Annotated in this window: 19 protein-coding genes; 3 read left to right on the top strand and 16 right to left on the bottom strand. The window is 40.1% G+C overall.

The window, feature by feature from the left end:
* The first annotated feature begins 386 nt into the window (after positions 1 to 386).
* Positions 387 to 2,456: a bifunctional 2',3'-cyclic-nucleotide 2'-phosphodiesterase/3'-nucleotidase gene (locus tag A9267_RS00535; RefSeq protein ID WP_065107848.1), complete on the top strand. Its 2,070-nt coding sequence runs from the start codon at positions 387 to 389 to the stop codon at positions 2,454 to 2,456.
* 92 nt (positions 2,457 to 2,548) lie between these two features.
* On the opposite strand, the gene A9267_RS00530 is transcribed toward A9267_RS00535, so the two are convergent.
* On the bottom strand, positions 2,549 to 3,007 hold the full coding sequence (locus A9267_RS00530) for an AAA family ATPase (protein ID WP_065107847.1): 459 nt from the start codon (positions 3,005 to 3,007) through the stop codon (positions 2,549 to 2,551).
* A 36-nt stretch (positions 3,008 to 3,043) separates the two neighbouring features.
* Complete coding sequence (gene cobB, locus A9267_RS00525; RefSeq protein WP_055023350.1) at positions 3,044 to 3,802, bottom strand: Sir2 family NAD+-dependent deacetylase; 759 nt, start codon at positions 3,800 to 3,802, stop codon at positions 3,044 to 3,046.
* Positions 3,803 to 4,126: 324 nt separating this feature from the next.
* Here cobB and fur point away from each other — a divergent pair, with 324 nt between their 5' ends.
* Positions 4,127 to 4,558: a ferric iron uptake transcriptional regulator gene (gene fur, locus A9267_RS00520; RefSeq protein WP_055023351.1), complete on the top strand. Its 432-nt coding sequence runs from the start codon at positions 4,127 to 4,129 to the stop codon at positions 4,556 to 4,558.
* An 81-nt stretch (positions 4,559 to 4,639) separates the two neighbouring features.
* Here fur and A9267_RS00515 read toward each other — a convergent pair whose 3' ends face one another.
* The 10 genes from A9267_RS00515 to sdhC all read right to left on the bottom strand — a co-directional run bounded on the left by A9267_RS00515 (position 4,640) and on the right by sdhC (position 16,029).
* On the bottom strand, positions 4,640 to 5,563 hold the full coding sequence (locus tag A9267_RS00515) for a hypothetical protein (RefSeq protein WP_065107846.1): 924 nt from the start codon (positions 5,561 to 5,563) through the stop codon (positions 4,640 to 4,642).
* Between the two features lie 158 nt (positions 5,564 to 5,721).
* The gene (locus A9267_RS00510; RefSeq protein ID WP_055023353.1) at positions 5,722 to 6,222 is read right to left on the bottom strand and encodes a GNAT family N-acetyltransferase; all 501 of its coding nucleotides are present in this window, start codon (positions 6,220 to 6,222) and stop codon (positions 5,722 to 5,724) included.
* Between the two features lie 219 nt (positions 6,223 to 6,441).
* Positions 6,442 to 7,314, bottom strand: coding sequence for a succinate--CoA ligase subunit alpha (gene sucD, locus A9267_RS00505; RefSeq protein ID WP_055023354.1), 873 nt, complete (start codon positions 7,312 to 7,314; stop codon positions 6,442 to 6,444).
* A complete protein-coding gene (gene sucC / locus A9267_RS00500; RefSeq protein ID WP_065107845.1) occupies positions 7,314 to 8,480 on the bottom strand; it encodes an ADP-forming succinate--CoA ligase subunit beta in 1,167 nt (388 codons plus the stop codon). Before sucC ends, sucD begins: the two co-directional genes overlap by 1 nt.
* Before the next feature lie 78 nt (positions 8,481 to 8,558).
* Positions 8,559 to 9,746, bottom strand: coding sequence for a 2-oxoglutarate dehydrogenase complex dihydrolipoyllysine-residue succinyltransferase (gene odhB, locus A9267_RS00495; RefSeq protein WP_065107844.1), 1,188 nt, complete (start codon positions 9,744 to 9,746; stop codon positions 8,559 to 8,561).
* 27 nt (positions 9,747 to 9,773) lie between these two features.
* Complete coding sequence (gene sucA / locus A9267_RS00490; RefSeq protein WP_055023357.1) at positions 9,774 to 12,596, bottom strand: 2-oxoglutarate dehydrogenase E1 component; 2,823 nt, start codon at positions 12,594 to 12,596, stop codon at positions 9,774 to 9,776.
* 210 nt (positions 12,597 to 12,806) lie between these two features.
* The gene (locus A9267_RS00485; protein WP_055023358.1) at positions 12,807 to 13,514 is read right to left on the bottom strand and encodes a succinate dehydrogenase iron-sulfur subunit; all 708 of its coding nucleotides are present in this window, start codon (positions 13,512 to 13,514) and stop codon (positions 12,807 to 12,809) included.
* 11 nt (positions 13,515 to 13,525) lie between these two features.
* Positions 13,526 to 15,292, bottom strand: coding sequence for a succinate dehydrogenase flavoprotein subunit (sdhA, locus tag A9267_RS00480; RefSeq protein ID WP_055023359.1), 1,767 nt, complete (start codon positions 15,290 to 15,292; stop codon positions 13,526 to 13,528).
* Entirely contained in the window at positions 15,293 to 15,640 is a 348-nt protein-coding gene (gene sdhD / locus A9267_RS00475; protein WP_055023360.1) for a succinate dehydrogenase, hydrophobic membrane anchor protein, read from the bottom strand.
* Positions 15,634 to 16,029 carry a succinate dehydrogenase, cytochrome b556 subunit gene (sdhC, locus tag A9267_RS00470; RefSeq protein WP_065107843.1) on the bottom strand — a complete coding sequence of 132 codons (396 nt, stop codon included), beginning with the start codon at positions 16,027 to 16,029 and terminating at the stop codon, positions 15,634 to 15,636. The genes sdhD and sdhC overlap by 7 nt, the downstream gene beginning before the upstream one ends.
* Before the next feature lie 416 nt (positions 16,030 to 16,445).
* Here sdhC and A9267_RS00465 point away from each other — a divergent pair, with 416 nt between their 5' ends.
* Positions 16,446 to 17,732 (top strand): citrate synthase, encoded by a 1,287-nt coding sequence (locus A9267_RS00465; protein ID WP_055023362.1) that lies wholly within the window; start codon positions 16,446 to 16,448, stop codon positions 17,730 to 17,732.
* 726 nt (positions 17,733 to 18,458) lie between these two features.
* On the opposite strand, the gene A9267_RS00460 is transcribed toward A9267_RS00465, so the two are convergent.
* The 4 genes from A9267_RS00460 to A9267_RS00445 all read right to left on the bottom strand — a co-directional run bounded on the left by A9267_RS00460 (position 18,459) and on the right by A9267_RS00445 (position 25,975).
* Positions 18,459 to 19,616 carry a lipase family protein gene (locus A9267_RS00460; RefSeq protein WP_065107842.1) on the bottom strand — a complete coding sequence of 386 codons (1,158 nt, stop codon included), beginning with the start codon at positions 19,614 to 19,616 and terminating at the stop codon, positions 18,459 to 18,461.
* 21 nt (positions 19,617 to 19,637) lie between these two features.
* Positions 19,638 to 20,129: a DUF6795 domain-containing protein gene (locus A9267_RS00455; protein WP_065107841.1), complete on the bottom strand. Its 492-nt coding sequence runs from the start codon at positions 20,127 to 20,129 to the stop codon at positions 19,638 to 19,640.
* A 102-nt stretch (positions 20,130 to 20,231) separates the two neighbouring features.
* Complete coding sequence (locus tag A9267_RS00450) at positions 20,232 to 21,080, bottom strand: immunity 49 family protein (RefSeq protein ID WP_065107840.1); 849 nt, start codon at positions 21,078 to 21,080, stop codon at positions 20,232 to 20,234.
* Between the two features lie 14 nt (positions 21,081 to 21,094).
* The gene (locus A9267_RS00445) at positions 21,095 to 25,975 is read right to left on the bottom strand and encodes an RHS repeat-associated core domain-containing protein (RefSeq protein ID WP_065107839.1); all 4,881 of its coding nucleotides are present in this window, start codon (positions 25,973 to 25,975) and stop codon (positions 21,095 to 21,097) included.
* Between the last annotated feature and the right edge of the window lie 31 nt (positions 25,976 to 26,006).

Genomic DNA, 26,006 nt, shown 5'->3' with positions numbered 1-26,006 from the left:
AAATTTCCAAGATAAACCCACAGGCTAACGACAATGCTCCTATACATCAGGAGCATTGTCATCAACCCTTTTCCATTACTTCATCACTCAAACACGCCCTCTTATTTAACACCAATTGCGATTAGCAAGGTAATTAAGTGAACACTCAAGTTTAAAACACTAAAAAAATGCTAAATAGCTACCACAAACTTCAACCGTTAACACAATCGCAGCTTAAATAACTTATCTTTACATTATCGTTCCTAGATCACAACACAGTGATTTATTTTGAATACAATCTTTATTGATTAATTTACATTTCATCTCTGTAAATTGCTCACAACAATATGGAGCAAAAGAATAATAAGCTCCGGGGTCAGAAAAAAGCGTTTAAAAGAGAGACTATTATGTTGAACAAAAAGCTTTTAGCAGTTGTTATTGCGGGTGCATTAGGTATTACTGGTTGTAGCTCATCAGATGACGATGTTAAAACCATTGAAGTTGATTTGCGTATCATGGAAACCAGCGATATCCATGCCAATATCATGGATTATAATTACTATAGTGGTCAAACCGATAAAACTATCGGTTTAGCCCGCACTGCAGCACTAATTCATGAAGCACGTACTGAAGTCAGTAATAGTGTGTTAGTCGATAATGGTGATTTACTTCAAGGCAGCCCTATGGGCGATTATATTGCTCATGAATTTAAATCGACTAACCAATTAGCCGATACTCACCCAGCTTATAAAGCAATGAATACTTTAAATTATGAAGTGGGTAACATAGGTAATCATGAATTTAACTACGGTTTAGATTTTTTAGATCAGGCCACAGCAGAATCAAACTTTCCTTATATCAGTGCCAACGTCTATTGTGAAGTTGATGATTGCTTCAGAGACGTTAAAGCAGGTGAACCATTGTTTGACCCCTTCATCATTAAAGATCAACTTGTCGTTGATAAAAATGGTGACGAGCATACGATTCAAATTGGTTACATTGGATTCGTTCCGCCACAAATCAAAATTTGGGACAAACAAAACCTTGACGGCAAAGTCATTGCACGCGGCATCGTTGAATCAGCAGAGCGTTACGTACCTCAAATGAAGGCCGCTGGAGCAGACGTTATTATCGCGATTCCACATTCAGGTATTGGCTCATCAGAAAACCCAAGTGACATGAATGCAGAAAATGCAACGTGGGCATTAACCACTGTTGAGGGTATTGWTGCCATCATGTTTGGCCACAGTCACTCTGTATTTCCAAGCTCTCAGTTTGCTGACGTTGAAAATGTTGATTTAGACAAAGGTACCATTAATGGTGTTGCAGCGGTCATGCCTGGCCGCTGGGGAGATAATTTAGGTGTAGTCGATTTAACGCTAACCCAAGAAGATGGTGCTTGGACTGTAGTCAACAGCCAATCTGATGCTCGGCCAATTTTTATAAAAGCGACTGATACCACAGAAGAATTCGCTGTTGAGCCTGATGCAGATATACACGCTATGGTTGAAATTGAACATAACGCCACCCTTGATTATGTGAATGCGCCAATCGGTAAATCATCTACCGACATGTACAGCTTCCTCTCGCTTGTTCAAGATGATCCAACCGTGCAAATCGTATCAAATGCCCAAATTGACGCTGTAGCTGAAGCAGCCTCAAAGGTTGATGCTCTAAAAGGCATTCCAGTTTTATCAGCATCTGCACCGTTTAAAGCCGGTGGGCGTCACAGTACAACATCTGATGCTGACAGTTATGTGCAAGTCCCTGCTGGGGATTTAACTTATAAGAATGCCGCAGATCTTTATCTTTATCCAAATACCATGGTCGCAGTTAAAGTAACAGGCGCTGAAGTTAAAGATTGGCTTGAGTGCAGTGCGAATCAATTTAATCAAATTGATCCTACTTCTACTGCCGCTCAAAACTTAATTAACTGGGATACTCATAGAACATATAACTATGATGTTATCGACGGCGTTAACTATAAGATAGATGTGACTCAGCCTAATAAATTTGACGGTGATTGCGCAGTAGTCAATGCTGATGCAAGTCGTATTGTTGATTTAAGCTATACAGACGCTGATGGCATGACATTTACAGGGGATGAACTAGCAAGTAAAGAATTTATTATTGCTTCGAATAACTACCGAGCATTTGGTGGTAAATTTGCTGGTACGGGAGCTGAATTTGTTGTAATGGAGCTACCAGATACTAACCGCGAGGCGTTAGCTCAATATATTTCTGAAGAATCAGAGACTCATGGCGAAGTTGACCCAAGTGCGGATAATAATTGGGACTTTGTTACTATCGACACTGCTACTACACTTGATATTCGCTTTGAAACTCAAGACAGTGCAATCGCCGATAAGTTTGTTGAAGACTATCAAGTGCGCCCAATGACAAAACGAACTGACTTAACTGATGAGTTTGGGTTTGCAATTTACAATATTGATTTGCAAACGCCTGTATCTAACTAAATAAGAATCAGTTTATTAACCTAATTACCTGTAAAGTTAATTACTTCTGCTAACTAAAAAGGCGCATAATGCGCCTTTTTTCTCATTAAAACTTAATCAAGTTCAAACAACCTCGCCATTGTTTTGATATGGTTCAGTGGCACTTTATGTGTATTTCTTTGAGCACACAAAGCTTGGTGCTGACTATCTTTAGGATCACCGATAACTACGACACGAACTTGATATCCTAGGGCTTTAGCAGCAGCCTCGTAAGCCATATATTCCCATTTTGCCACATTGGTATTATCACATATGACTAATGGTTCATTGCTTGCCAACGCATTGATAAATGCCGTTAAATTAGCCTGATGATATTGGCTTAATAACTTAGGATTAAATAGATACTGACCTTCTTTCTCAAAGTATTTATCCGTTGAAAAATATCCATATTGTTTTACATGTAATGCGGTATCAATACCCTGGTTTGTTAAAAATTCATTCACCCAGTATGACTTACCACTACCAGGTAAACCTCGCATGATAATGGCTAACTTTATATTGGTTTGATTCATTAATTCTTATTTCGAAAGTGACATACGTCTAAATACTTAAGCCGATAAAGCATTGGCTAATTGTTCATTGAATGATGGGTTACCTACAACTTCGCCTGCTAAAATAGTTTCTACTAATTGCGGCACAATATCCCCTGCTTTTCCAGTCAAGTGATATTGAAACTGACTGTGTCGATCTGGCTTCGCCAGATTAACCTCAACGGTTTGTGCACCATGATGATTAGCACTATCGACAAAACCTGCTGCAGGATAGACAGTACCAGAAGTACCTATTGCAATGAATAAGTCACAATTGTCCAGTGCATCATGGATTCTGTCCATGCCAAAAGGCATTTCACCAAACCATACGATGTGAGGACGTAAGCGTTTAGCTGGAATACAACAGGTGCAGCAATTATCTTCACTAAATGGTTCGCGTAACACGAACGTTTGCTGCGATTGAGGGCAACGACCTTTGTTTAATTCTCCATGCATATGTAATAAACGTTTAGAACCAGCACGCTCATGCAAATCATCCACATTTTGTGTAATAACAAGTAGCTTGCCAGAAAACTCCGCTTCAAGTTTTGCTAAAGCAACATGGGCTGGATTGACCGTAATTTCATCACTGTTAAGGTTATCCCAACGGCTATTATAAAAGCGTTCCACTAAATCAATATCTCGAGCATAGCCTTCTGGTGTGGCGACATCTTCAATATGATGCTGCTCCCACAACCCATCTTGATCTCGGAAGGTTTTTATCCCCGACTCAGCTGAAATTCCTGCGCCAGTTAAGACTACAATCTGCCGATACATATTGATTTCCTTATTGTTATAATATGAAGCAACTCAATCACTAGCTTAGCAAAAGATCACTGTAAATTTTATATTGCTAATCATGAGTAAAATACTAACCCTATAGTGATATAAATGCTGCAAACTCACAATAATCCCTTAGTATAAGTAAGACTATTGTGTATTTTTTAACTAAAATGAGCTGCTTATTTAGTAGATAACAGAAAAATCTAGTTATATTGTCGATTAACCTTCAACAAAGGTTCCAGTTTCTGATTTCAACACATATAATAAACTTAACTATCCACGGATGAACCTTTAGGTTCTGCAATCAAGAGATTAGCAATGACAGATGGAAATCAAGCACTCAAAAAAGCAGGTTTAAAAATTACACTGCCACGAGTTAAAATCCTAGAATTAATGCAAGCCCCTGAAAATCAACATATCAGTGCTGAAGATTTATACAAAAAATTGCTCGATGTTGGTGAAGAAATTGGCTTAGCAACTGTCTACCGTGTATTAAACCAATTTGACGATGCAGGTATTTTAAACCGTCATCATTTTGAAAGCGGCAAAGCAGTTTTTGAAATGTCGACTCAAAAACATCATGATCACCTTGTTTGTTTAACATGTGACAAAGTTATTGAGTTCTCTGATGAAGTTATTGAGCGTCGTCAGGACGAAATCGCTATGCGCCACAATATCAAACTGACGCACCATAGTTTATATCTCTATGGTCACTGCACAAATGATACCTGTGATCATGCAGACGAATAGTATTTATTGTTTTAGTTAATTGACTTTAACAAATAAAAAGCCAGCATTAAGCTGGCTTTTTTTATCGCTAAAATGACTCGACTAAAATCGACCATTCACTCCAATACTATAAGAGAAACCATCAATATCAGAATCCAGCTCTTTTGCTGCGGTAAACACCGCTGCCATTGTGTCAGTTATAGGTAAATAATAATCGGTGCTTAATAACCAGCTGTCATACTCACTTTCATCAAAATCATAAAAATATGAAGCACCTACAGACCAAGAATTAGTGACATACCAATCCGCTTCCACTAAAGCGGTAGAATTACTATCGCTATAGGAACCACCACTATCACTAATGTCAGGGTCGTTAAACACTGAATCTACGGTGTAATCACTGTAAGTATATCGACCACTTAAATACAAACCTTCAGTCCAATCAAATTGAACGTAAGTATCAGCACCTAAAGTAATACTATCTTGCTCAGTATCAGACTTTCTAAAAGATGATGATTCACTGATATCATAGCCCCCTGAACTACGAATATACTCAATATAAAAAGAACTAGATGGATTGAAATAGTACCCAAGCGTTGCACCATAATTATCATTTTCGAAACTAGAGTCGGCTTCAAAATTAGAATATTGTGCTTTGATAAACCATTTTGAATCAAACACATATTCACCAGAAATATTGTATTGGTCAAAATCATTCCCAATTCCTGAGTAAAACCCGCCTATATTTGACACCTGACCAAGATAGCCTGATAGCAAATAAGGGATTTTATTGTCATTTATCGACGAGAAATAATAGCGGTAATCGAGTTTAAAGGTTCCGTCTGAACTTGATTCTGTTTGATCAAAATATGTCACTGTGCCGTCATGTTGGTAATCATCATCTGCCATCACTAATGTAGATAAAGAAGAAGAAAATGCGGTGAGAATGGCTAAATATAAACCTTTTTGAATCATATTTGTTCCTTGTTTAAATAACAAGAAAGAGCCATAAAAGATAATATCCATATCTTTATTCCTAAATCGCAATGTTGCGATCGACTCTTTCCTTAGAGTTTTTGGGGGATACTTCTAAGGCAAAGATAGAAATAACAATATCTACCTTTACTTAGAAGACTATAAACTAACGAAGTATAAATTAAATTGCAATCAGATAGGTTGATAATTTATAGCATTCTTTGATACACCTGTACCTTATGGCCTTTGTATATGTTTTGTTCATACAACGACATGCCATTGTTTACTGCAACTTTTTCGGAGCCTACGTTTCCATGTAAGATGAGCGCAATAACTTCATCAATATCAAACATTGGCTTAAGGGTATCCATTACCGCTTTTGCTGCTTCTGTACCAATTCCCTGCCCCCAATATTCTGGAAGAAAGCGATATCCCAGTTCCACTTTATCGTATTCGGGAATGTATTTAGGCCCACAAAAACCAATCACTTTTTTATCTTCTTTATGGTACACCGCCCAGCGTCCAAAACCTTTATCGTTATAGTCTGCTTGTATCACCTCTTTGAAAACTTGTTCAGCCTCTAATAGGCTTTTTAAGGGCGATTGTGGGATGTAAGTCAGCACATCAGGGTTACTATTCATTAATAAAATAGCTTCTATATCGTGCTGATTAAATGGACGAATGAGTAGACGATCTGTTTCTGCAATCACAGCGGGGATCACGGGCGTTATATGAGACACGATTATCCTTAACCTTTATTATTCTGAATTGTTGTGGGCTAACTACATGTTTAACTTTAGTAAAATAACCTTATCAAGATTTGACTATTTATCAATAACCACATGATAAAATGAATAATATTTCATCATCAACCGTTTGTTGCCCAACAAAAAAGGCGCCGAAGCGCCTTTTATATCACTTGCTAGTATTTACCAGCCAGTTTTAGTACGTAACGCTTTACCGATATCAGCTAAAGAGCGAACTGTGCTTACGCCAGCAGCTTCTAGTGCAGCAAATTTATCTTCTGCAGTACCTTTACCACCAGCGATAATTGCGCCAGCATGCCCCATACGCTTACCTTCTGGTGCTGTAACACCAGCAATGTAAGACACAACAGGTTTAGTAACGTTAGCTTTAATGTATTCAGCCGCTTCTTCTTCAGCAGTACCACCAATTTCACCAATCATTACAATTGCTTCAGTTTGTGGATCGTTTTGGAACATTTCCAATACGTCAATGAAGTTAGTACCAGGAATTGGGTCACCACCAATACCAACACAAGTTGATTGGCCGAAACCTTCGTCAGTAGTTTGCTTAACCGCTTCGTACGTTAATGTACCAGAGCGTGAAACAATCCCGACTTTACCAGGCTTGTGGATATGACCAGGCATGATACCAATCTTACATTCACCAGGAGTGATAACACCTGGACAGTTAGGACCGATCATGCGAACGCCAGTTTCTTCAAGCTTAACTTTAACTTGAAGCATATCTAACGTAGGGATACCTTCTGTGATACAAACGATTAGCTCGATGCCACCGTCAATTGCTTCAAAGATAGCATCTTTACAGAAAGGAGCTGGTACATAGATTACAGTAGCAGTCGCGCCTGTTTCAGCAACAGCATCTTTAACAGTGTTAAAGACTGGCAGACCTAAATGAACTTGACCGCCTTTTCCTGGAGAAACACCGCCAACCATTTTAGTACCGTAAGCAATTGCTTGCTCAGAATGGAAAGTACCTTGACCGCCAGTGAAACCTTGACAGATAACTTTAGTATCTTTGTTAATTAATACAGACATTATTTGCCCTCCGCAGCTTTAACAACTTGCTCAGCTGCGTCAGTTAAACTGGTAGCTGCAATGATATCAAGATCTGAGTTAGCTAAAACTTCACGACCTAATTCAGCGTTAGTACCTTCAAGACGAACAACAACTGGTACTTCAACACCCACTTCTTTAACAGCGCCGATAATACCTTCTGCGATCATGTCACAACGAACGATACCACCAAAGATGTTCACTAGAACGGCTTTAACATTTGAATCAGAAAGAATGATTTTAAATGCTTCAGCAACACGTTCTTTGGTTGCTCCACCGCCCACGTCTAAGAAGTTAGCTGGCTTGCCGCCGTGTAGGTTTACGATATCCATAGTACCCATTGCTAGGCCTGCACCGTTAACCATACAACCAACATTACCGTCTAGTGCAACGTAGTTAAGTTCAAACTTAGCTGCGTGTGCTTCACGAGCATCATCTTGTGATGGATCGTGCATTTCACGGATTTTTGGTTGACGGAATAAAGCATTACCATCGATACCAATTTTGCCATCAAGACAGTGAATGTTGCCTTCGTCAGTGATAACAAGTGGGTTGATTTCAAGTAAAGCGAAATCATGGTCTTCGAACATTTTAGCTAAGCCCATGAACACTTTAGTGAACTGCTTCATTTGAGTTGGGTTTAAACCTAACTTGAAGCCAAGATCACGTGCTTGGTATGGTTGTGGGCCCGCTAGTGGATCGATGATTGCTTTGTGAATTAACTCAGGCGTTTCTTCAGCAACAGTTTCAATCTCAACACCACCTTCAGTTGATGCCATGAAAACAACACGACGTGTTGCACGGTCAACTACAGCACCAAGGTATAATTCGTTTGCGATATCAGTACAGCTTTCTACTAAGATTTTAGCAACTGGCTGACCTTTTTCGTCAGTTTGATAAGTGACTAAGTTCTTACCTAACCAGTTTTCAGCAAATGCTCTGATTTCTTCTTTATCGCCGGTAACTTTAACGCCACCTGCTTTACCACGGCCGCCAGCGTGTACTTGACACTTAACAACCCACATATCACCGCCAATGTGACCAGCAGCTTCTACCGCTTCTTGGGCTGTATCGCAAGCGAAGCCTTCAGAAACTGGTAAACCATATTCGGCAAATAAGGATTTTGCCTGATACTCATGCAAATTCATGATGATCTATCCATATACTTCTTAAAAAATCCTACTGGCTCTTATGAGCCAGCTACGAGGGTATTGTCTAGTTGACTCTTAAAGGTCAAGCAATAGACGAGTTGGGTCTTCAAGGAAGTCTTTAATAGCAACCAAGAATCCAACTGACTCACGCCCATCAACAATACGATGGTCGTAAGATAGTGCTAGGTACATCATAGGTTGAATAACAACCTCACCGTTCACTGCCATTGGGCGATCTTTAATAGCATGCATGCCTAAGATTGCACTTTGTGGAAGGTTTAGAATAGGTGTTGACATTAATGAGCCAAATACACCGCCATTAGTTACAGTAAAGTTACCGCCGGTCATATCATCTACTGATAATTTACCATCACGGCCTTTAATCGCTAATTCGCGGACGTTCTTCTCAATTTCAGCAAGGCTCATTGTGTCAGTGTCACGTAATACTGGTGTAACCAAACCACGTGGAGTTGATACTGCAATGCTCACATCAAAGTAGTTGTGGTAAACAATTTCGTCACCATCGATAGAAGCATTGACTTCTGGGAAACGTTTCAGCGCTTCAGTTACAGCCTTCACATAGAAAGACATAAAACCTAAACGGATTCCGTGGCGCTTTTCAAAGATTTCTTGATATTGCTTACGAATGTCCATAATTGGCTGCATGTTAACTTCGTTAAACGTTGTTAGCATTGCCGTTGAATTTTTCGCTTCAAGCAGACGGTTAGCAATTGTTTTACGTAAACGTGTCATAGGTACACGTTTTTGACTGCGACCTTCAAGCGGCGCAACAGGTGCTGATGCAGCTGCTGGTTTCGCTGCTGGAGTAGACTTAACAAATGCTTCAACGTCTTCTTTAGTAATACGTCCGCCAACACCAGAACCTTTCAATTGGCTAGCATCAACATTATGCTCAGCAATTAGACGGCGCACTGATGGGCTTAGTGCATCGTTTGATTCATCAGATTCAACAGCAGGAGATGCTGCTTCCGCTTCAGCTTTAGTCACTTCTTGACCAGAAACTGCACCAGCAACAAAGTTAGCAATAACTTGTTCGCCAAGGACAGTATCGCCCTCTTGGAATAATAATTCGCTAATAGAACCATCTTCTGGCGCAACAACTTCAAGTACGACTTTATCAGTTTCAATATCAACTAGATTTTGGTCACGAGAAACCTGTTCTCCAGGCTGCACATGCCATGTCGCGATAGTTGCATCAGCAACTGATTCTGGCAAAACGGGTACCTTAATTTCGATACTCATGGAAAGCTTTCCTTTTTATAAATTTTATTACGACAGTTTTAATGCGCTATTGATTAATTCTTCTTGCTGGCGAGCATGAAGCGCTGGATAACCGCAAGCTGGTGCAGCAGATGCTTCACGGCCCGCATAAGTTAATTGAGCTCCAGCTGGAATCGCTGCCCAGAAATGATGTTGGCTACAATACCAAGCACCTTGGTTCTGAGGTTCTTCCTGACACCATACAAAATCTTTAACATGCTGATAATCAGCGAGTGCTGCTTGCATTTCTTCTTGTGGGAACGGGTACAGTTGTTCCACACGTAAAATAGCAATATTGGTAATTTCTTGCTTACGACGCTTGTCGAGTAACTCGAAATACACTTTACCGCTACAGAAGACAACGCGTTCTACTTTGCTTGCATCTAATGCATCAAGTTCACCAATGACACTTTGGAAACTTCCGTTAGCTAATTCATCTAAAGTTGAAACAGCTAATGGGTGACGCAATAATGATTTAGGCGACATAACAACAAGTGGACGACGCATAGGACGTACAACTTGACGACGCAACATGTGATAAACCTGTGCAGGCGTAGAAGGAACACACACTTGCATATTATGGTTTGCACAAAGTTGTAAGAAACGTTCTAGACGTGCAGATGAATGCTCAGGACCTTGGCCTTCATAACCATGAGGTAGCAACATAGTTAGACCACATAAACGACCCCACTTTTGCTCACCAGATGATAAGAACTGATCGATGACCACTTGGGCACAGTTAACAAAGTCACCAAACTGTGCTTCCCAAATAGTCAGACCGCCTGGCTCAGCTGTTGCGTAACCGTATTCAAATGCCAGTACTGATGCTTCTGATAATACTGAGTCAGTAATATCAATTTCACCTTGCTCATCAGCCACATTACGTAATGGCAAATAAGTGGTACCGTCATTTTGATTATGAAGAACCGCATGACGATGGAAGAAAGTACCACGGCCAGAATCTTGACCTGTAATACGAACACGTTTTTTATCTTCCAAGATTGACGCATAAGCCAAGGTTTCAGCAAAACCCCAATCAACTGGTTTTTCACCATCGGCCATAGATACGCGGTCTTTGTAAATCTTAGCGACACGAGACTGTAATTTGTGGCTTTCAGGGATATCAACGATCTTTTGCGCTAAATTATTTAAACGCTCAAGTTCCATTGACGCTTGGTAGCTTTCGTCCCACTCACGGTTAAGGTATGGCGTCCAGTCAACAGTATGTAATGTCATTGGTCGCCATTCTTTAACAACACAATCACCGGCATCTAATGAGTCACGGTACGTATTAACTAAACCAGTTACATCATCCGCTGAAATACTGCTTTCTTCAATTAATCGATCGGCATAAATCTTACGTGGCGTAGGATGTTTTTTGATTTTTGCATACATCAACGGCTGCGTTGCACTTGGCTCATCAGCTTCGTTGTGTCCATGTCGACGGTAACAAACTAAATCGATAACAACGTCACGTTTAAATTCGTTACGGTAATCAACGGCTAACTGAGAAATAAAGGCAACAGCCTCTGGATCGTCAGCATTAACGTGGAAAATGGGTGCCTGCACCATTTTAGCGATGTCAGTACAGTACTCTGTCGAACGCACATCTTCATGGTTAGAAGTGGTAAAGCCAACTTGGTTGTTAATAACGATACGAATCGAACCGCCAACCTTAAAGCCACGAGCTTGAGACATATTGAATGTCTCTTGAACAATACCTTGGCCTGTTATTGCTGAATCACCATGGATAGTAATTGGCATAACTTGTAAGCCATCTTTACAACCACGTCTGTCTTGACGAGCACGAACAGAGCCAATAACAACAGGATTAACAATCTCAAGGTGAGATGGGTTAAACGCTAAGGCTAAATGAACATTACCACCTGGTGTTTCAAAATCTGATGAGAAACCTTGGTGATACTTAACGTCACCAGAGCCTTGAACTTCATCGTGTTTACCAGCGAATTCATCAAATAATTCTGCAGGACGTTTACCCAGTACATTTACAAGTACGTTTAAACGACCACGGTGAGCCATACCAACTACGATTTCTTTCGTTCCAGCTTCACCTGCGCGGTATAAAATTTCGCGCATCATTGGTACTAATGCATCGCCACCTTCAAGAGAAAAACGTTTTGCGCCTGGAAATTTTGCGCCAAGGTATTTTTCCATACCTTCAGCAGCATTTAGGCCTTCTAAGATACGTTTTTTGGTGCTGATGTCGTAATTAGCTTTACCTAAAGATGGTTCAAGACGTTGTTGAATCCAACGCTTTTCATCCGTATCAGTAATATGCATGTACTCAGCACCGATTGAGCCACAGTAAGTGCTCTTAAGTGCTTTAACGATGTCGGCTAATTTCAATGTGTCGCTACCGTATGCAAACGAACCTGTATTGAATTCACGTTGCATATCTTCAGCATCTAGACCATGAAACGCTGGGTCTAATTCAGATACTGACTCACGCTGCCATAACCCTAATGGATCGAGATTGGCATTTTGGTGACCACGAAAACGGTGAGCATTGATTAACTGGAGAACTTTAACTTGTTTAGCATCTAATTCAGGGTCGGTTACACGGCTGGCGCCTTTGGCTCGACCTTCTAATGCTAAACTGCGGAAATAATCACGTACTTTAGAGTGTGCAGTTTCAGGTATATCTTGAGAAGTACCATTTACCGCAGGGAGATTATCAAAAACAACTTGCCAGTCTTCAGAAACTGAACTTGGATCTTCTTGATAGGCTTCATACATCTCTTCTACGTAGGTCGAATTAGAGCCACTTAAATGTGACGATTCGAGCCAAGCTTTCATGATGCCTTGGTGCATTACTTTTCCTTACAAAACTTGATACACGTGCTTCGACATAATCATAATTACGATACCTATTGCACCGCAATCGAATCGTATCTAACTATATAATTTTAATCAGTTAAATACAAAGGACTTCCTAATACACACAATAGAGTCATCTCCAAAGATGAAGATGACTCTCAATGAGAGCTAATTAAACTGTAAACCTAGCTCTAAACTGTGCATTTATACTGCTCGCTTCAATAGCATTGACTTAATATGGCCAATTGCTTTAGTTGGGTTTAATCCTTTAGGACAAACATCAACACAGTTCATGATGCCATGACAACGGAACACACTGTAAGCATCATCTAAACCAGCTAGACGTTCTTCAGTTGCCGTATCACGACTATCAATCAAGAAGCGGTAAGCATGCAATAAACCACTTGGACCGATAAATTTATCCGGGTTCCACCAGAACGATGGACAAGCAGTAGAACAACAAGCACACATGATACATTCGTACAAACCATCTAAATGAGCGCGCTCTTCAGGTGATTGTAAATGTTCACGAGCCGGCGTTTTCTCATCATTGATAAGAAACGGCTTAATTTTTTCGTATTGAGTGTAGAACTGAGTCAGGTCAACAATTAAATCACGCACTACAGGCATGCCTGGTAAAGGACGGATTTCAATTTTCTTACCCTTAAATGTTGAAACAGGCGTAATACACGCTAGACCATTTTTACCATTCATGTTCACGCCATCACTACCACAAACACCTTCACGGCATGAGCGTCTAAATGATAACTCAGGGTCTGACTCTTTCAGCTTCATCAGTGCATCCAGTACCATCATATCGGTACCTTCTTCCACTTCTAAGCTGTAATCTTTCATATAAGGCTTAGTATCTACATCAGGATTGTAGCGATAAACTGCAAATTCCAATTTCATCGTGGCTTCTCCTAGTAAGTACGCTTGATAGGCGGGAATGCATCACGAAGCTTAGGCTCCATGTTGACTTCACGCTTAGTCATTTGTTCAGTGACAGGATCAAAGACACTGTGACATAACCAATTATCGTCATCACGGTCTAAGAAATCTTCACGAGAATGCGCACCACGGCTTTCTGTACGGAAGTTAGCAGCATAAGCAGTTGCAATCGCTGTAGCCATTAAGTTATCTAACTCTAAACACTCAATACGTTGAGTATTAAATTCTGAAGAATTATCAGATAACTTGGCGTTAGCTAAACGTTCACGGATCTTCTTAAGCTCTTTAAGGCCTTCAGCCATTGCATCGCCACTTCTAAATACAGAGAAGTTAAGCTGCATACATAACTGTAAGTCTTTACGGATTACTGCAGGATCTTCACCTTCTTTATTGCTTTCCCAGCGATTAAGACGATCAAGTGAAGCAGCAATTTGCTCTTCTGAAGGTGCTTTAGGATCAGCAGTCTCGTCTAACGCTTTACCTAAATGCTGACCTGCAGCACGACCAAATACCACTAAATCAAGCAGTGAGTTACCACCTAAGCGGTTTGCACCATGTACTGATACACAAGCAATCTCACCCACTGCAAATAAGCCTACGATATCTTGCTCTGAACCATCTTCGTTCTGGCGAACAACTTGGCCACTAACTTTAGCGGGTAGACCACCCATCATGTAGTGACATGTTGGCAATACAGGGATTGGGCCATCTGCTGGATCAATATGCGCAAACGTACGAGAAAGTTCACAAACACCAGGAAGACGCGCTTCTAATGTTTCTTTACCTAAGTGATCAAGTTTAAGTAAACAGTGCGGGCCTAATGGACCATCTAATCCACGACCTTCACGGATCTCAGTCATCATTGAACGAGCAACGACGTCACGAGAAGCCAAATCTTTTGCGTTTGGAGCGTAACGCTCCATGAAGCGTTCGCCATCTTTATTTAAAAGATAACCACCTTCACCACGACAACCTTCAGTTACAAGTACACCTGCGCCAGCAATACCCGTTGGGTGGAATTGCCACATTTCCATGTCTTGCATCTGAACACCAGCACGCATTGCCATACCAACACCGTCACCAGTGTTAATGTGAGCATTAGTAGTAGAAGCGTAAATACGCCCTGCACCACCCGTTGCTAAAATTGTTGCCTTCGACTTAAAGTAAACAATCTCGCCAGTTTCGATTTCAATTGCAGTACAACCCACAATTGCGCCGTCATCGTTTTTAACTAAATCTAATGCATACCATTCAGAAAACACTTCAGTTTTGTGTTTAACGTTTTGTTGGTATAAGCAATGAAGCAAAGCATGACCAGTACGGTCAGCTGCCGCTGCAGTACGTGCCGCTTGTTCACCACCAAAGTTCTTTGATTGGCCACCAAATGGACGCTGGTAAATAGTGCCGTTTTCGAAACGTGAGAATGGAAGACCCATTTGCTCAAGCTCGATAACCGCCTCTGGACCTGTCTTACACATAAACTCAATCGCTTCTTGGTCGCCGATAAAATCAGAACCTTTCACGGTATCGTACATGTGCTGTTCCCAGTGATCTTCATGGGCGTTACCTAACGCAACAGTGATACCACCTTGCGCAGAAACCGTATGAGAACGTGTTGGGAATACTTTAGATAAAAGCGCACAGCTCTTACCTTCTTTAGAAATTTGTAAAGCCGCTCGCATGCCAGCGCCACCAGCGCCGATCACTACTGCGTCAAATTCGCGAACTGGAATAGCCACTTAAACACCCCACACTATAATGATGCCTGCAGCTAGATAACAAAAAGCCGCTACGACAAATACGAACTGAAGTAATCCACGTACTGATACATTTTTAACGTAATCAGTTAGCACTTGCCAAATACCAATCCACGAATGAATAAGCACAGCGACTAACGCTAGCAGAGTGAATACTTTCATCGGCAAAGTGCTAAATAAGCCATGCCAGATTTCGTAAGTTAATGGGGCGCTACACGCAATAAAACCCACCATAAAAATGGTATAACAGGTTAAAATTACGGCACTAGCACGAATTAAAATAAAGTCATGAACACCACTGCGTCCAAGGCTTGCTGCATTAGTTACCATACCCAAATCCCCACAATGATTGAAAACGCCGCTGAAAGTACAAAGGCGATTTTTGCTGAAGCTAAGCCTGAGGCTAACTCTTCCCAACGACCGGTATCCATAATCAGATGACGTAAGCCAACGATTAAGTGGTAACCCAACGCAGTAAGAATTCCCCAGATAACAAACTTAACGAGCAAGTTATCAAAAAGAGATTGTAGGCCAGCGAAACTCTCAGGAGATGCTAAAGATTCATTTAGCATCCAAATAAGAATACCGACAGCAAACAGCATGATAACACCGGAAATACGGTGAAGAATTGACGCAATCGCTGTTGCAGGAAAGCGAATGGTCTGTAGGTCTATATGGACAGGTCTTTGCTTTTTCACGTTCTGCTCACTCAGCTCCATTGAGCATTATTTTTATTATTCATCTTGCTTTGCTTCTATTTGCAACACCAACACACATATGTAAACAAAATGTTGAAACATAACAGACTACTATCAAACACTTAACTATTTGAGAAACCACTAATTTAGCTAGGTAAAAAATGTTTTCAAAAATGTGATGTCTGTCGCCCTTTGTGGACGCAGGCAAGTATACTCAAGCCCATTGTCAAATACAAACATCACACTATGCAAAATTTGTTTTTTTGCATTTTTTTTGCAAACAAACCACAGCTGGCAAGGCGTCTAGCAAGGTTTATACCATGGTCTAATAAATTTAAACGCTTATTTAAATTGAAATGTGATCACGATTCACTGTAAAGTAATGTCCGCTTAACATGCCGCACTCACAGAAAAGAATGAAGTAAGGAGAACGGGGTATGGCTGACAATATAGCCAAATTAGAGTTACCGGGGAATGATTCAATCGATTTACCAATTAAGCAGGGAACTGCTGGTTTTGATGTAATCGATATCAGTAAATTAGGAAAGACAGGTCATTTCACCTTCGATCCTGGTTTTCTAGCAACAGCCTCTTGCGAGTCTGCAATTACATACATTGATGGCGAAAAAGGTGTACTAACACACCGTGGCTATCCAATTTATGAGCTAGCGACTGAATCTAACTATTTAGACGTTTGTTACTTACTGCTTTACGGTGAATTACCAAGCAAAACTCAATACGAAGAGTTTGTTGCAATGGTAAAAAACCACACAATGGTTAATGAACAATTAGCTTCTTTCTTTAGAGGCTTCCGTCGTGATGCACATCCAATGGCAATGCTTTGTGGCGTTACTGGTGCATTATCTGCGTTCTACCAAGATTCTCTTGATGTAAATGATGAAAAACATCGTGAAATTGCGGCTTTCCGCCTAGTTTCTAAAATGCCAACGATTGCAGCAATGTGCTACAAGTATTCAATTGGCCAACCTTTCGTCTATCCACGCAACGATTTAAGTTACGCAGGTAACTTCTTATCGATGATGTTCGCTGTCCCATGTGAAGAATACAAAGTCAATCCAGTTGTTGAAAAAGCAATGGACAGAATCTTTGTTTTACATGCGGATCACGAGCAAAACGCCTCTACGTCTACAGTACGTTTAGCAGGTTCATCAGGTGCTAACCCATTTGCATGTATCGCGGCAGGTATCGCTTCATTATGGGGTCCAGCTCATGGTGGTGCTAACGAAGCTTGCTTAAACATGCTTGAAGAAATTGGCAGTGTAGACCGCATTCCAGAATTTATTGCACGTGCAAAAGACAAAGCGGATCCTTTCCGTCTTATGGGCTTTGGCCATCGTGTATATAAAAACTTCGACCCTCGTGCGAAAGTTATGCGTGAAACTTGTCATGAAGTTTTAGCTGAATTAAACGTTAAAGATCCACTACTTGACGTAGCAATGGAACTTGAGCGTATCGCACTTGAAGACGAGTATTTCGTTTCTAAGAAGCTTTATCCAAATGTTGATTTCTACTCAGGCATCATCATGAAAGCAATTGGTATCCCAACAAGTATGTTTACAGTGCTATTCGCACTATCTCGTACAGTTGGWTGGATTGCTCATTGGAAAGAAATGCTTGACCAACCAGGTCATAAGATCAGTCGTCCACGTCAGTTATACACTGGCTCAGAAGACCGTGATTTTGTTAGTTTAGATAAGCGTTAATTCGTATTAAATTAACTTCTAAAGCGCCTATAAGGCGCTTTTTTATTGCCTGAAATTCATGCAAACCTGAATGAGAAGATTTAACTAGTAAATATTGATTAGACTTTATGCCACCGTACACTCTCAATAGCCCACAATTCTTCAAACAAACACCTATCACTAACTAAAATAAGCACGATAATAGCGTGTGAATTAATTGCCCTTGCCTGCGCCACTAGCAATAACAGTCCGATACTTAAAAAGAAACTAAGATAACCATACAAAAACACATAATTATTCATTGAGGTATTTGGCCGTTTAAGAGAAAGTAGACCTCGCAAGGTTATAAAGTCAATTAGGCCATATAGTATGACTCTCACTCCATTCCCACACAATCAAACCATGCACTAAAACCGTGAAAAGTAATTTAATATGCTTGCAAAGCAACATTTTTATGCAAAAAAGTTATAAGTATACAAAGTAAATTATAACTAGACACTATAGCTAAGGAAAAACGGCGAAGTAATTGTGCTTTTAAAGGTCAATAACAGCTATTTGTAAAAAAGAAGGATAAACCAGGTTGTAAATTTCGCACCATAGTAAAACATGCTTGCTCAGCTATAGTGCGAAAATAATTTAGATGAATTTAATTCATTGTTGAATCATCAATAGTAAAACAGTAACTAAATGCATGATCTAGAGCAAAATAATACAAAGCATAAGCTTGCATCAGCGAATAATGAAGAATTACATATAGACACTTACAGCTGGTATAGCAGCGCGAACTAGTGTGTTTAACTTGTCTAACATCAGCATCAATAGATCTTTTACAAACTTATATGTAATATCAACTACCTTGACACTGGGTTTGCCGACGAAATTTAAAATATGTCCCAATAACCCTTTAGCATCAGCTGCATACTCAGTCGTCATTTTTGATATTTCAACAACCCCTCTCGCAAGAGCATCGTATAATGTTAATGCCCCCCCAACCGCTGCTTGCGCTAGAATACTTGATATCTTTCCACTTTCACGCAATAAAGTAAGTAAAGCGTCCCCAATTTTGTCTGACCAATGCGTATTAAAACTTGCTAAATGTCTCTTATCATATTGTAGACGCACTATTGCTAGATTCTGAATTGAACCAAGTTGCATTTCTTTATAGCTCGAATACTTAGCTGCCGTATTGAGGTAACCAGGTGCATTCCCAGCCATTTTATGAGAAGAAGCATTGAAAGAAACACAGGAACTAAGGCGGTATTCATTACCCGCATGCACAAAGGGCCAAACAGGTACCATCGGAACGGGATCGCTTCTGTGCACAGCTCGATATATACCATTTAATTCTGTTTCTGTTTGCAAGGCAAAGGGACCAAAACCCACTCTTGGTGCACCAAAAGTATACAAATTCACATTGACTTTGTATTGCGATCTTATCCAATTCGCTGCCAATGTAGCCAAAGCTCCACCTAAACTATGACCGACACAATGAACGGGACGATTGCCAGCTTTTGCCATTAAAGTTGCTAACTGAGGTTTTATAGACTCAAAAGTGCGATTAAAGCCAGCATGTACAGCTTTATAGTTTGGCCCAACCGTAACCCCACAATGCAGGTCGGTCAAAGTATCAGCAAGCCCAGCAGTACCTCTGAAAGCAATTACAACATCACCAGCAAACTGACCTCCTTTTTTACCTAACCCAAAAAAACCAAACCCACTGGAGTGATTTAAAACATGTTCTGCCACAGTGCCACTTATACCGACCAATTTTGAATTGCTACTACTAAAAGCAAAATTTCTATTAATTAACATGCTGGTATCTGTGACACCGTTTTTATTGCTTTTTAGGCTTTTATAAGCAAATTCAGCCAGTTCCACAGCTAAAGTAGGAGATAAAGTGTTCATTACAATCCTTTGTATTTATTGTTAAAAGTTTTCGAAGTAATCAATTCCATCGTCTACTTCATAAATTTCAAAATCTTTTTCCCAGCGACAAATCCCCGAACCACTAAAATCCAAATTACGATTCTTCAAATTAGGAATAGTAAAATGAACCTTTGAAGATAAAAGATCACAATTTAAACTAGCTAACTTTGATTTATACTCAACTAGTTCAGTGATTCCTCTTAAATTAATGCTCCAAAGTACATAGGTTTCATCTTTATAAGTCACAGTTATATACTGAGACGTCGTTTCTTGTGAAAACATATCACCTGGAATTTTTGAATTGATATTAATAGCTGGTAGATAAAATCGACCATCTGTATCAGTTTTAGTTAAATCTTCTTTTTCGACTTTATAAGCGAACTCTAGGCTACGATTAATAACTGCACCCGTTACTGGTTTTCCATCCAATAACACAACACCTTTCACTTCTGAGCACATATGTACGTCAAAATTTTTTACCAAACCGAACATTATCTCCATCCCTGTCAAATATTAACTTTCAAAAAGCCAGTCATATTCATTAGAATTGCAATATACGCAAAAGCAAATTAAGACTTAATTTGAAATACTAAATTAAAAATACGTTCCTTCAACTAAAAAGCGCGGTAGTGCGTCAGCCTCAACGGTGACTTGATTCCCTCGGTCGTGCCACATACATGCCATACCAAGTAGTTGTAATGAAAGAAATGACTTCACTGGTGCACGGTCTGGCCCCGATTCTCTGATGTGATATTTTTCTTGGAGTGTTAGGTTTTTGGCTAGTACCTCGTTAAAATCTATATCCATATTCGTGGTGAGTGCTGCAAAGGTTTCTAAATAACCCATGCCAATATCTAACGACCAGTCATCACCATCGTCAACAAGCTCCTTCATCGCACGGCCTAACACACTCGGGTAGTCAGCACGCCCATGGTGGTACGCCTGAAACACTTCAACCAAACTATACATAACGGGGTCAGCTTGTGTTGCACTTTGTTTCATGGTTTCGATAGGAAAATCCGCCAAACTATTCATGCTTTCGGTATCACGAGTAATCACGGATAAAAAATATGCATCAAACCATTCTTGTGGCGCCAAATACCCCTGTGCCAGCATTCCTTTACCATTCCAGGTGACTGTGGGTAAGTCGTAGATAGTCAATGTCTGCTCTTGCTCTGGATTTATTCCTAATTTCAAAAAGCTGGCATACATTTTAGCAGCATACCGCAAGCCTGTGGCCGATTCTTTTGTAACCTCTGGGGTTTGCTCTTCCCATGTGAGCCAGCGGGCAAGTCTAATCCTCTTATCGGCGCAGCTTATTAAATTATCACGATAATCACCAAAATAGTCTGGGGTTTCTTCAATTTCTTCTCGTGGAAATTCTAGCCAGTCATCCAAAGGGTTTTTTTCAAAATCAGGCTGATAAGCTCTTGCTACTTTCATTTTTTAACCTTTTATTAATTGCTAATATCAAACTCAGAAATTCTCACTTCACTAACGGATGAACCACGCGCAGTTTTATTAATCGATGTCTCTACATGTAAGTATTGAACTTTATTTTTCTTTCTATCGAATGCTTTTTCAATTGCCTTTGCCGATATTTTATCTGTACTGCCTTTATCTCGTTCCCCCATTTCCATTGTTATCGCTTGTGCATATTTCGCCGTGCCTTGTTGATAATCTACTTTTCCAATCCGTTTTTTTCCTAACGGACTATTACCGCCTTTTGCTTCGACAATAATGACATCGCCGTTGGCATTCTGATAGACCATATCAAAACTCCCCGCTCCGGGGCTGGGCCTGTCTAAGCTTTCAGGGTGAATCCGTTCATAACCTGGATATTGCGCTTTAACGGCCATATCTGCAGCTTTTTCACCAATAATTTCTGTGCTTTTATTAATAGGGGAAATCTGTTGATTGTATGCTTTTGTGCCGTATTCGCCACGCAGCGCTATCGCCTCATCACGTTCATCTAGATGAGATGCTAATGCTTCCTTCTCTTTCTCTGTGAGGATATGTATCGCCTCGGAACCTTGTTTCTTTTTCGCTAAAAATAATGGCCTTGCATTATTTTGTTTAATTATGCCTTTGGTAGCCCATTCTTCATCGACCACTTTACCATCAAATTCATGCATGCCAGCGAACTCTTCGATGGTCAAATCCATTTCTTTTATTTGTCCACCAATATTTCGTTGCACTGTTATGGTGTCATTAATTTCATCCATTGACTCAAGTGTGTAGGCATAATTTAATTTATTCACCCCATCAGGCTTTTGTATTTTTAATTTGGCCTCAGGGTCTGTGATAGCTGCGCTGTCAATGGCACTTTGTAGTATCTTCTCTTTTGTTTGTTTATCAATACCATTACCAACTAATGTATTCAGCATGGCCGATAACTTTTCTCGACCTTCTTTACAAAGTAGCCCAAATGGATCAACCCAATTAACGTGATTAGGCGCATATTGATAATGGTTGAAACCGCCAACTAACCCAATTGGGTCTTGATGAATAAACCGAGCTTGCTCGGGACTGTAATATCTATAGTGGTTGTAATGTAAACCTGACTCATCATCAAAATATTGGCCTTGGAAACGAATAGGATTAGTTATTAAATGCTCGTACTCATCAACTCTTTCAGCTTTACTTTCCACAACATCATCAGAGGCTTTACCAAACACATCTAATTGATTACGCCACACCACATTCGTACTAGCATCTGTTACATAGATAGGTGTATCGAGTTGATCTAAATGATAATAATAAATCTCTCCGGCTTTAATTAAGGCAACGGGTGTAAAAGTATCAGGCTGGTAGATATACCAGGTAAATTCACCATGAAAGCATTCGCCAATTAACTGATTGTTATCCCATATAAATTCAGTCCGACCTTGCTCTGTAATTTTGGCACTGCGCCTGCCTAATGCATCGTATTCATACTGCGTGAGTGCGCCGTTTACATTGATTTGAATCAGCTGGTTTAAGCCATTAAAACCGCGCTGTTGCTTGTTACCAATACCAATTTGGCTTAACTGATTACCGCTTGCATCGTAACGATAATCCACTCCTGCCATGCTCATTAATCGGTCATTGTTAACGACCACATCTTGAATGGATTTATCTGGACGATTTTGTTCAGTGGTTAATACCTGAGCGTCATGTTGACGAATATGTTGAGTCGGGTTGCCAAATGCATCCCAATGATACTGTTCTTTGTGATGATGTTTTACTGCACTGGCGTTAGAGGCAATACCGCTCTTACCATTCGCGCTTAATACTTTTGCTTCACTCTCTCGCGAATGGCTAATCAATTGGCTAATTTTATTGTATTCAAATTGGGTTAAATCGACATTTGGCTTATTCTCATCCTGCAGGCCATTGCGGTTTAATTGACTTTCAGATGCTTTAAGCTGGTGCTGATTATCATAATGATAGCGTCGATGTTCAAATAGCGGTGAACTTGACACAGTTGTTGCTGCGCTCTCGCTTTCACTTGCGCTCTCGCTTTCACTTTCTGCAAACTTAGCGTGTTGCCACTGCTGTTCAGTAAGCCTTGAATAAGCATCATACGTGTGGGTTAATTCGAGTTGATTACCTAATCTTGTGTGCTCTAATAAGCCAGCATCTGTATATTGATATTGAGCAATATCGATAGTTTGCTGATTATCAGTTAGTACAACACCAATATCCGCTAATAGGCCATTACGATTATATTGATAATTTACTTGGCTTCCATCAGGTAAGGTTAAGCCACTTCGATTACCTTTAGCATCGTACTGATAAGATAAGTGCCATGCACCTTGATTGACCTGAGTGACTCTACCCTTAGTGTCATATTTTTGCTCTAGCGTGCGATGCTGATTATGCGCGCGAGTGATATTGCCAATGGCATCATATTGGTAAAAATTTTGAGTGTTTAACGTAGCAGAATGAACATTAGCATCAAGTTTTACATGACTGCTTTGTTGAATAATACGACCTAGTGCATCACGCTTTAATTCAATAAAACGAATGTCACTGTCGTTTACTGCCACTAACTTATCATTGGCATCATATTGGTAAACCTGCTCGCGACCATCAAATCCGATTAATTTTTGGGGCTGTTCTGTCGGGGTGTATTCAATTCGATATTGAGCACCATCACTTCGCCCAATTTTGTTTAAATTACGCTCTTTATCATAGAAGAATTTAAGCCAACTACCATCTGCAAAAGTTTGTTGACACGGTTGAGCTAATCCATCATAGCTAAGCAGCGTTTCAATATCGCTCTGATTTGCATTATTTAAATCAGATGCGTTTTCATCAACAACTGCTTCATCAGCCAACAATTTTTGACTAATTTTTCTACCTGCTTGATCAAACTGATATTGGGTGATAATTGCCTGTTCAGGCTTATCCTGAGGGTATGCTTTTTCTTCAATTATTTGCCCATTGGGGTCGCGAATGTACTCAGTAACTAAACCTTTCGGGTTAATTGTTGCATTTACTCGTCCTAAGCGATCATGGCTATAGCGAGTTAAAGCATCGCCAATTTGTGTTGCTAATAATTCGCCATCTCTATCCCAATGATATCGATGTATAACACCATCAAGCTCTGTCTTTTGAGTTACTTGTCCAAAATCATTGTATCGAAAATACCGCTGACGACCATCAAAATGACTTTCAGATAAAATGCGCCCTGTTGCATCAAACTGCTTTGTAAACGTTCGGCCAATCGGATCTTGCGTCAGAATACACTGACCTAAACGGTTATATTCAAATTGTGTGACACCACCATCAGCATGAATAATGGCTTCAATTTGTCCTGAGGTATTGTATATGAATTGGGTTTGATTATTGTTTGCATCAATGGTCGCTATTTTGCGCCCAACACTGTCATATTGATGCCGTGTCACCGCACCATTAGCATTATGATGTTCAATCAGTAAACCTTGAGAATTATGAACGAATGTTTCTTTATTTCCGAGAGAATCAACACAATGACTTCGCATGCCACTTGGATGTGAATCATAAGAAAAATGGTAGTGATAGATCTCATTATCACCCCACTGCTCTATGCATTTAGCGTTTACGTCCTCAGCATCCCATAAAAAGTGGTGGCTAAATCCTGAAGCTCGAGTTCTGGCTTTTAATAAATAAGTTGTTTTGTGATTACTTCGGGTTGAAGCTTTAGCTCCCTGAGTTTGGCTAGGTTTATGATAGCTGTATCGTTCTACTAGACCATTCATGTCAGTTGCTGCAATTAAGGCTTGGTGGTCATCATATTGATAGCTTGCAAGGAGTTCAGGGTGTTGCTGCTTATTACCTTTCTCGTCAAGTATATAAGAAGCAACTTTTAGTAAGTTACCTTGGGCGTTATAACTAAGAAGTACACCGCGTTTAGGCCCTGTGGTTATTTGATTAAGCTTGCCTTGCTTATCATAGTTCAGCTGAAAATATTGGCCTTGGTGATTACTAATCGTTTCTAGTAACCACACATCTTGATTGTCAATTTGACGCTTTTTAAACGCCCAATGACTGTCATCTGGTTTTAATAATACCTGTCGACCATCAGCTTGATGAACTAGCGACCAACCTGTCGTGCTTTGAATACTGGTTTGGCCGCGTTTAACTTCATCAAAAACATGTACTCGGCCTTCTTCATCAGTGAGCTCAAACCAGTATTTACCTGGCTTTTTCGGCCCCACTTTGGGAGGAGCTTGATATTGGTGATTGAGTTGTAAGCTAAAGTTATGTCGCCAACCAAAACCAAGCCCAACATTGCGTTCAACTTTACTAGAGCGATATAAACGTCGCCAAGTTAACGGCATTAGGCCATTAATTTCAAAATCAGTTAACGGTAAAATTTCCTCGCCAGATAACATAGACACTGGATCACTGCGGCATTCTTGTTGATCAATTGGTACTTCAGTTGGAGTCGAATTAGCAATAGTGCCTGACTCAGTTGATTGAGCAGTCTGCTTACCTTTACTTGAAACAGGCGCTTTAGATTTACTTGAGCTGTTTCCGAGTGAGGCCGTTTCGGTAGAAGTTTGAATATTTGCTTTAGGGGTTTCAACATAAACACGTAATAGGTTACGTGAAATTGCTTCATTTAATTTGGTGACGATTTGTTTTCGATTTAACGAAGCATTCAAGCCCGCTTGCAATACTAATGCGCGCCCTTGCATTAAGGCATTTCTATCACGTACCAAATGTGGACTTATTTCATTGACCAACTGCTCAATTTCATTAGCTTGGCTAAAGGTTTGTAACTGGAAACCAGAAGGTGTTGATGCACTGCTCGGAACAACAACGATATGCCGATTGAAACCATTAAAATAAAAATTACTGACCGTCATTGGTACTAACGCCTTCTCTATCCATGAGACT

It is taken from the genome of Shewanella sp. UCD-FRSSP16_17 (genome assembly GCF_001675935.1).
In the GTDB taxonomy this organism is placed as follows: Bacteria; Pseudomonadota; Gammaproteobacteria; order Enterobacterales; family Shewanellaceae; genus Shewanella; species Shewanella japonica.
This window is presented reverse-complemented; position numbering and strand designations above follow the sequence as displayed.

Bases quoted from the DNA above. Each gene is read 5' to 3' on its own strand.
- A9267_RS00445 (WP_065107839.1), bottom strand. From the start codon at position 25,975: ATGACGGTCAGTAATTTTTATTTTAATGGTTTCAATCGGCATATCGTT.
- fur (WP_055023351.1), top strand. From the start codon at position 4,127: ATGACAGATGGAAATCAAGCACTCAAAAAAGCAGGTTTAAAAATTACA.
- A9267_RS00450 (WP_065107840.1), bottom strand. From the start codon at position 21,080: ATGAAAGTAGCAAGAGCTTATCAGCCTGATTTTGAAAAAAACCCTTTG.
- sucA (WP_055023357.1), bottom strand. From the start codon at position 12,596: ATGCACCAAGGCATCATGAAAGCTTGGCTCGAATCGTCACATTTAAGT.
- A9267_RS00460 (WP_065107842.1), bottom strand. From the start codon at position 19,616: ATGAACACTTTATCTCCTACTTTAGCTGTGGAACTGGCTGAATTTGCT.
- sucC (WP_065107845.1), bottom strand. From the start codon at position 8,480: ATGAATTTGCATGAGTATCAGGCAAAATCCTTATTTGCCGAATATGGT.
- A9267_RS00515 (WP_065107846.1), bottom strand. From the start codon at position 5,563: ATGGATATTATCTTTTATGGCTCTTTCTTGTTATTTAAACAAGGAACA.
- A9267_RS00455 (WP_065107841.1), bottom strand. From the start codon at position 20,129: ATGTTCGGTTTGGTAAAAAATTTTGACGTACATATGTGCTCAGAAGTG.
- cobB (WP_055023350.1), bottom strand. From the start codon at position 3,802: ATGTATCGGCAGATTGTAGTCTTAACTGGCGCAGGAATTTCAGCTGAG.
- A9267_RS00485 (WP_055023358.1), bottom strand. From the start codon at position 13,514: ATGAAATTGGAATTTGCAGTTTATCGCTACAATCCTGATGTAGATACT.
- sdhC (WP_065107843.1), bottom strand. From the start codon at position 16,029: ATGGAGCTGAGTGAGCAGAACGTGAAAAAGCAAAGACCTGTCCATATA.
- odhB (WP_065107844.1), bottom strand. From the start codon at position 9,746: ATGAGTATCGAAATTAAGGTACCCGTTTTGCCAGAATCAGTTGCTGAT.
- A9267_RS00530 (WP_065107847.1), bottom strand. From the start codon at position 3,007: ATGAATCAAACCAATATAAAGTTAGCCATTATCATGCGAGGTTTACCT.
- sucD (WP_055023354.1), bottom strand. From the start codon at position 7,314: ATGTCTGTATTAATTAACAAAGATACTAAAGTTATCTGTCAAGGTTTC.
- sdhD (WP_055023360.1), bottom strand. From the start codon at position 15,640: ATGGTAACTAATGCAGCAAGCCTTGGACGCAGTGGTGTTCATGACTTT.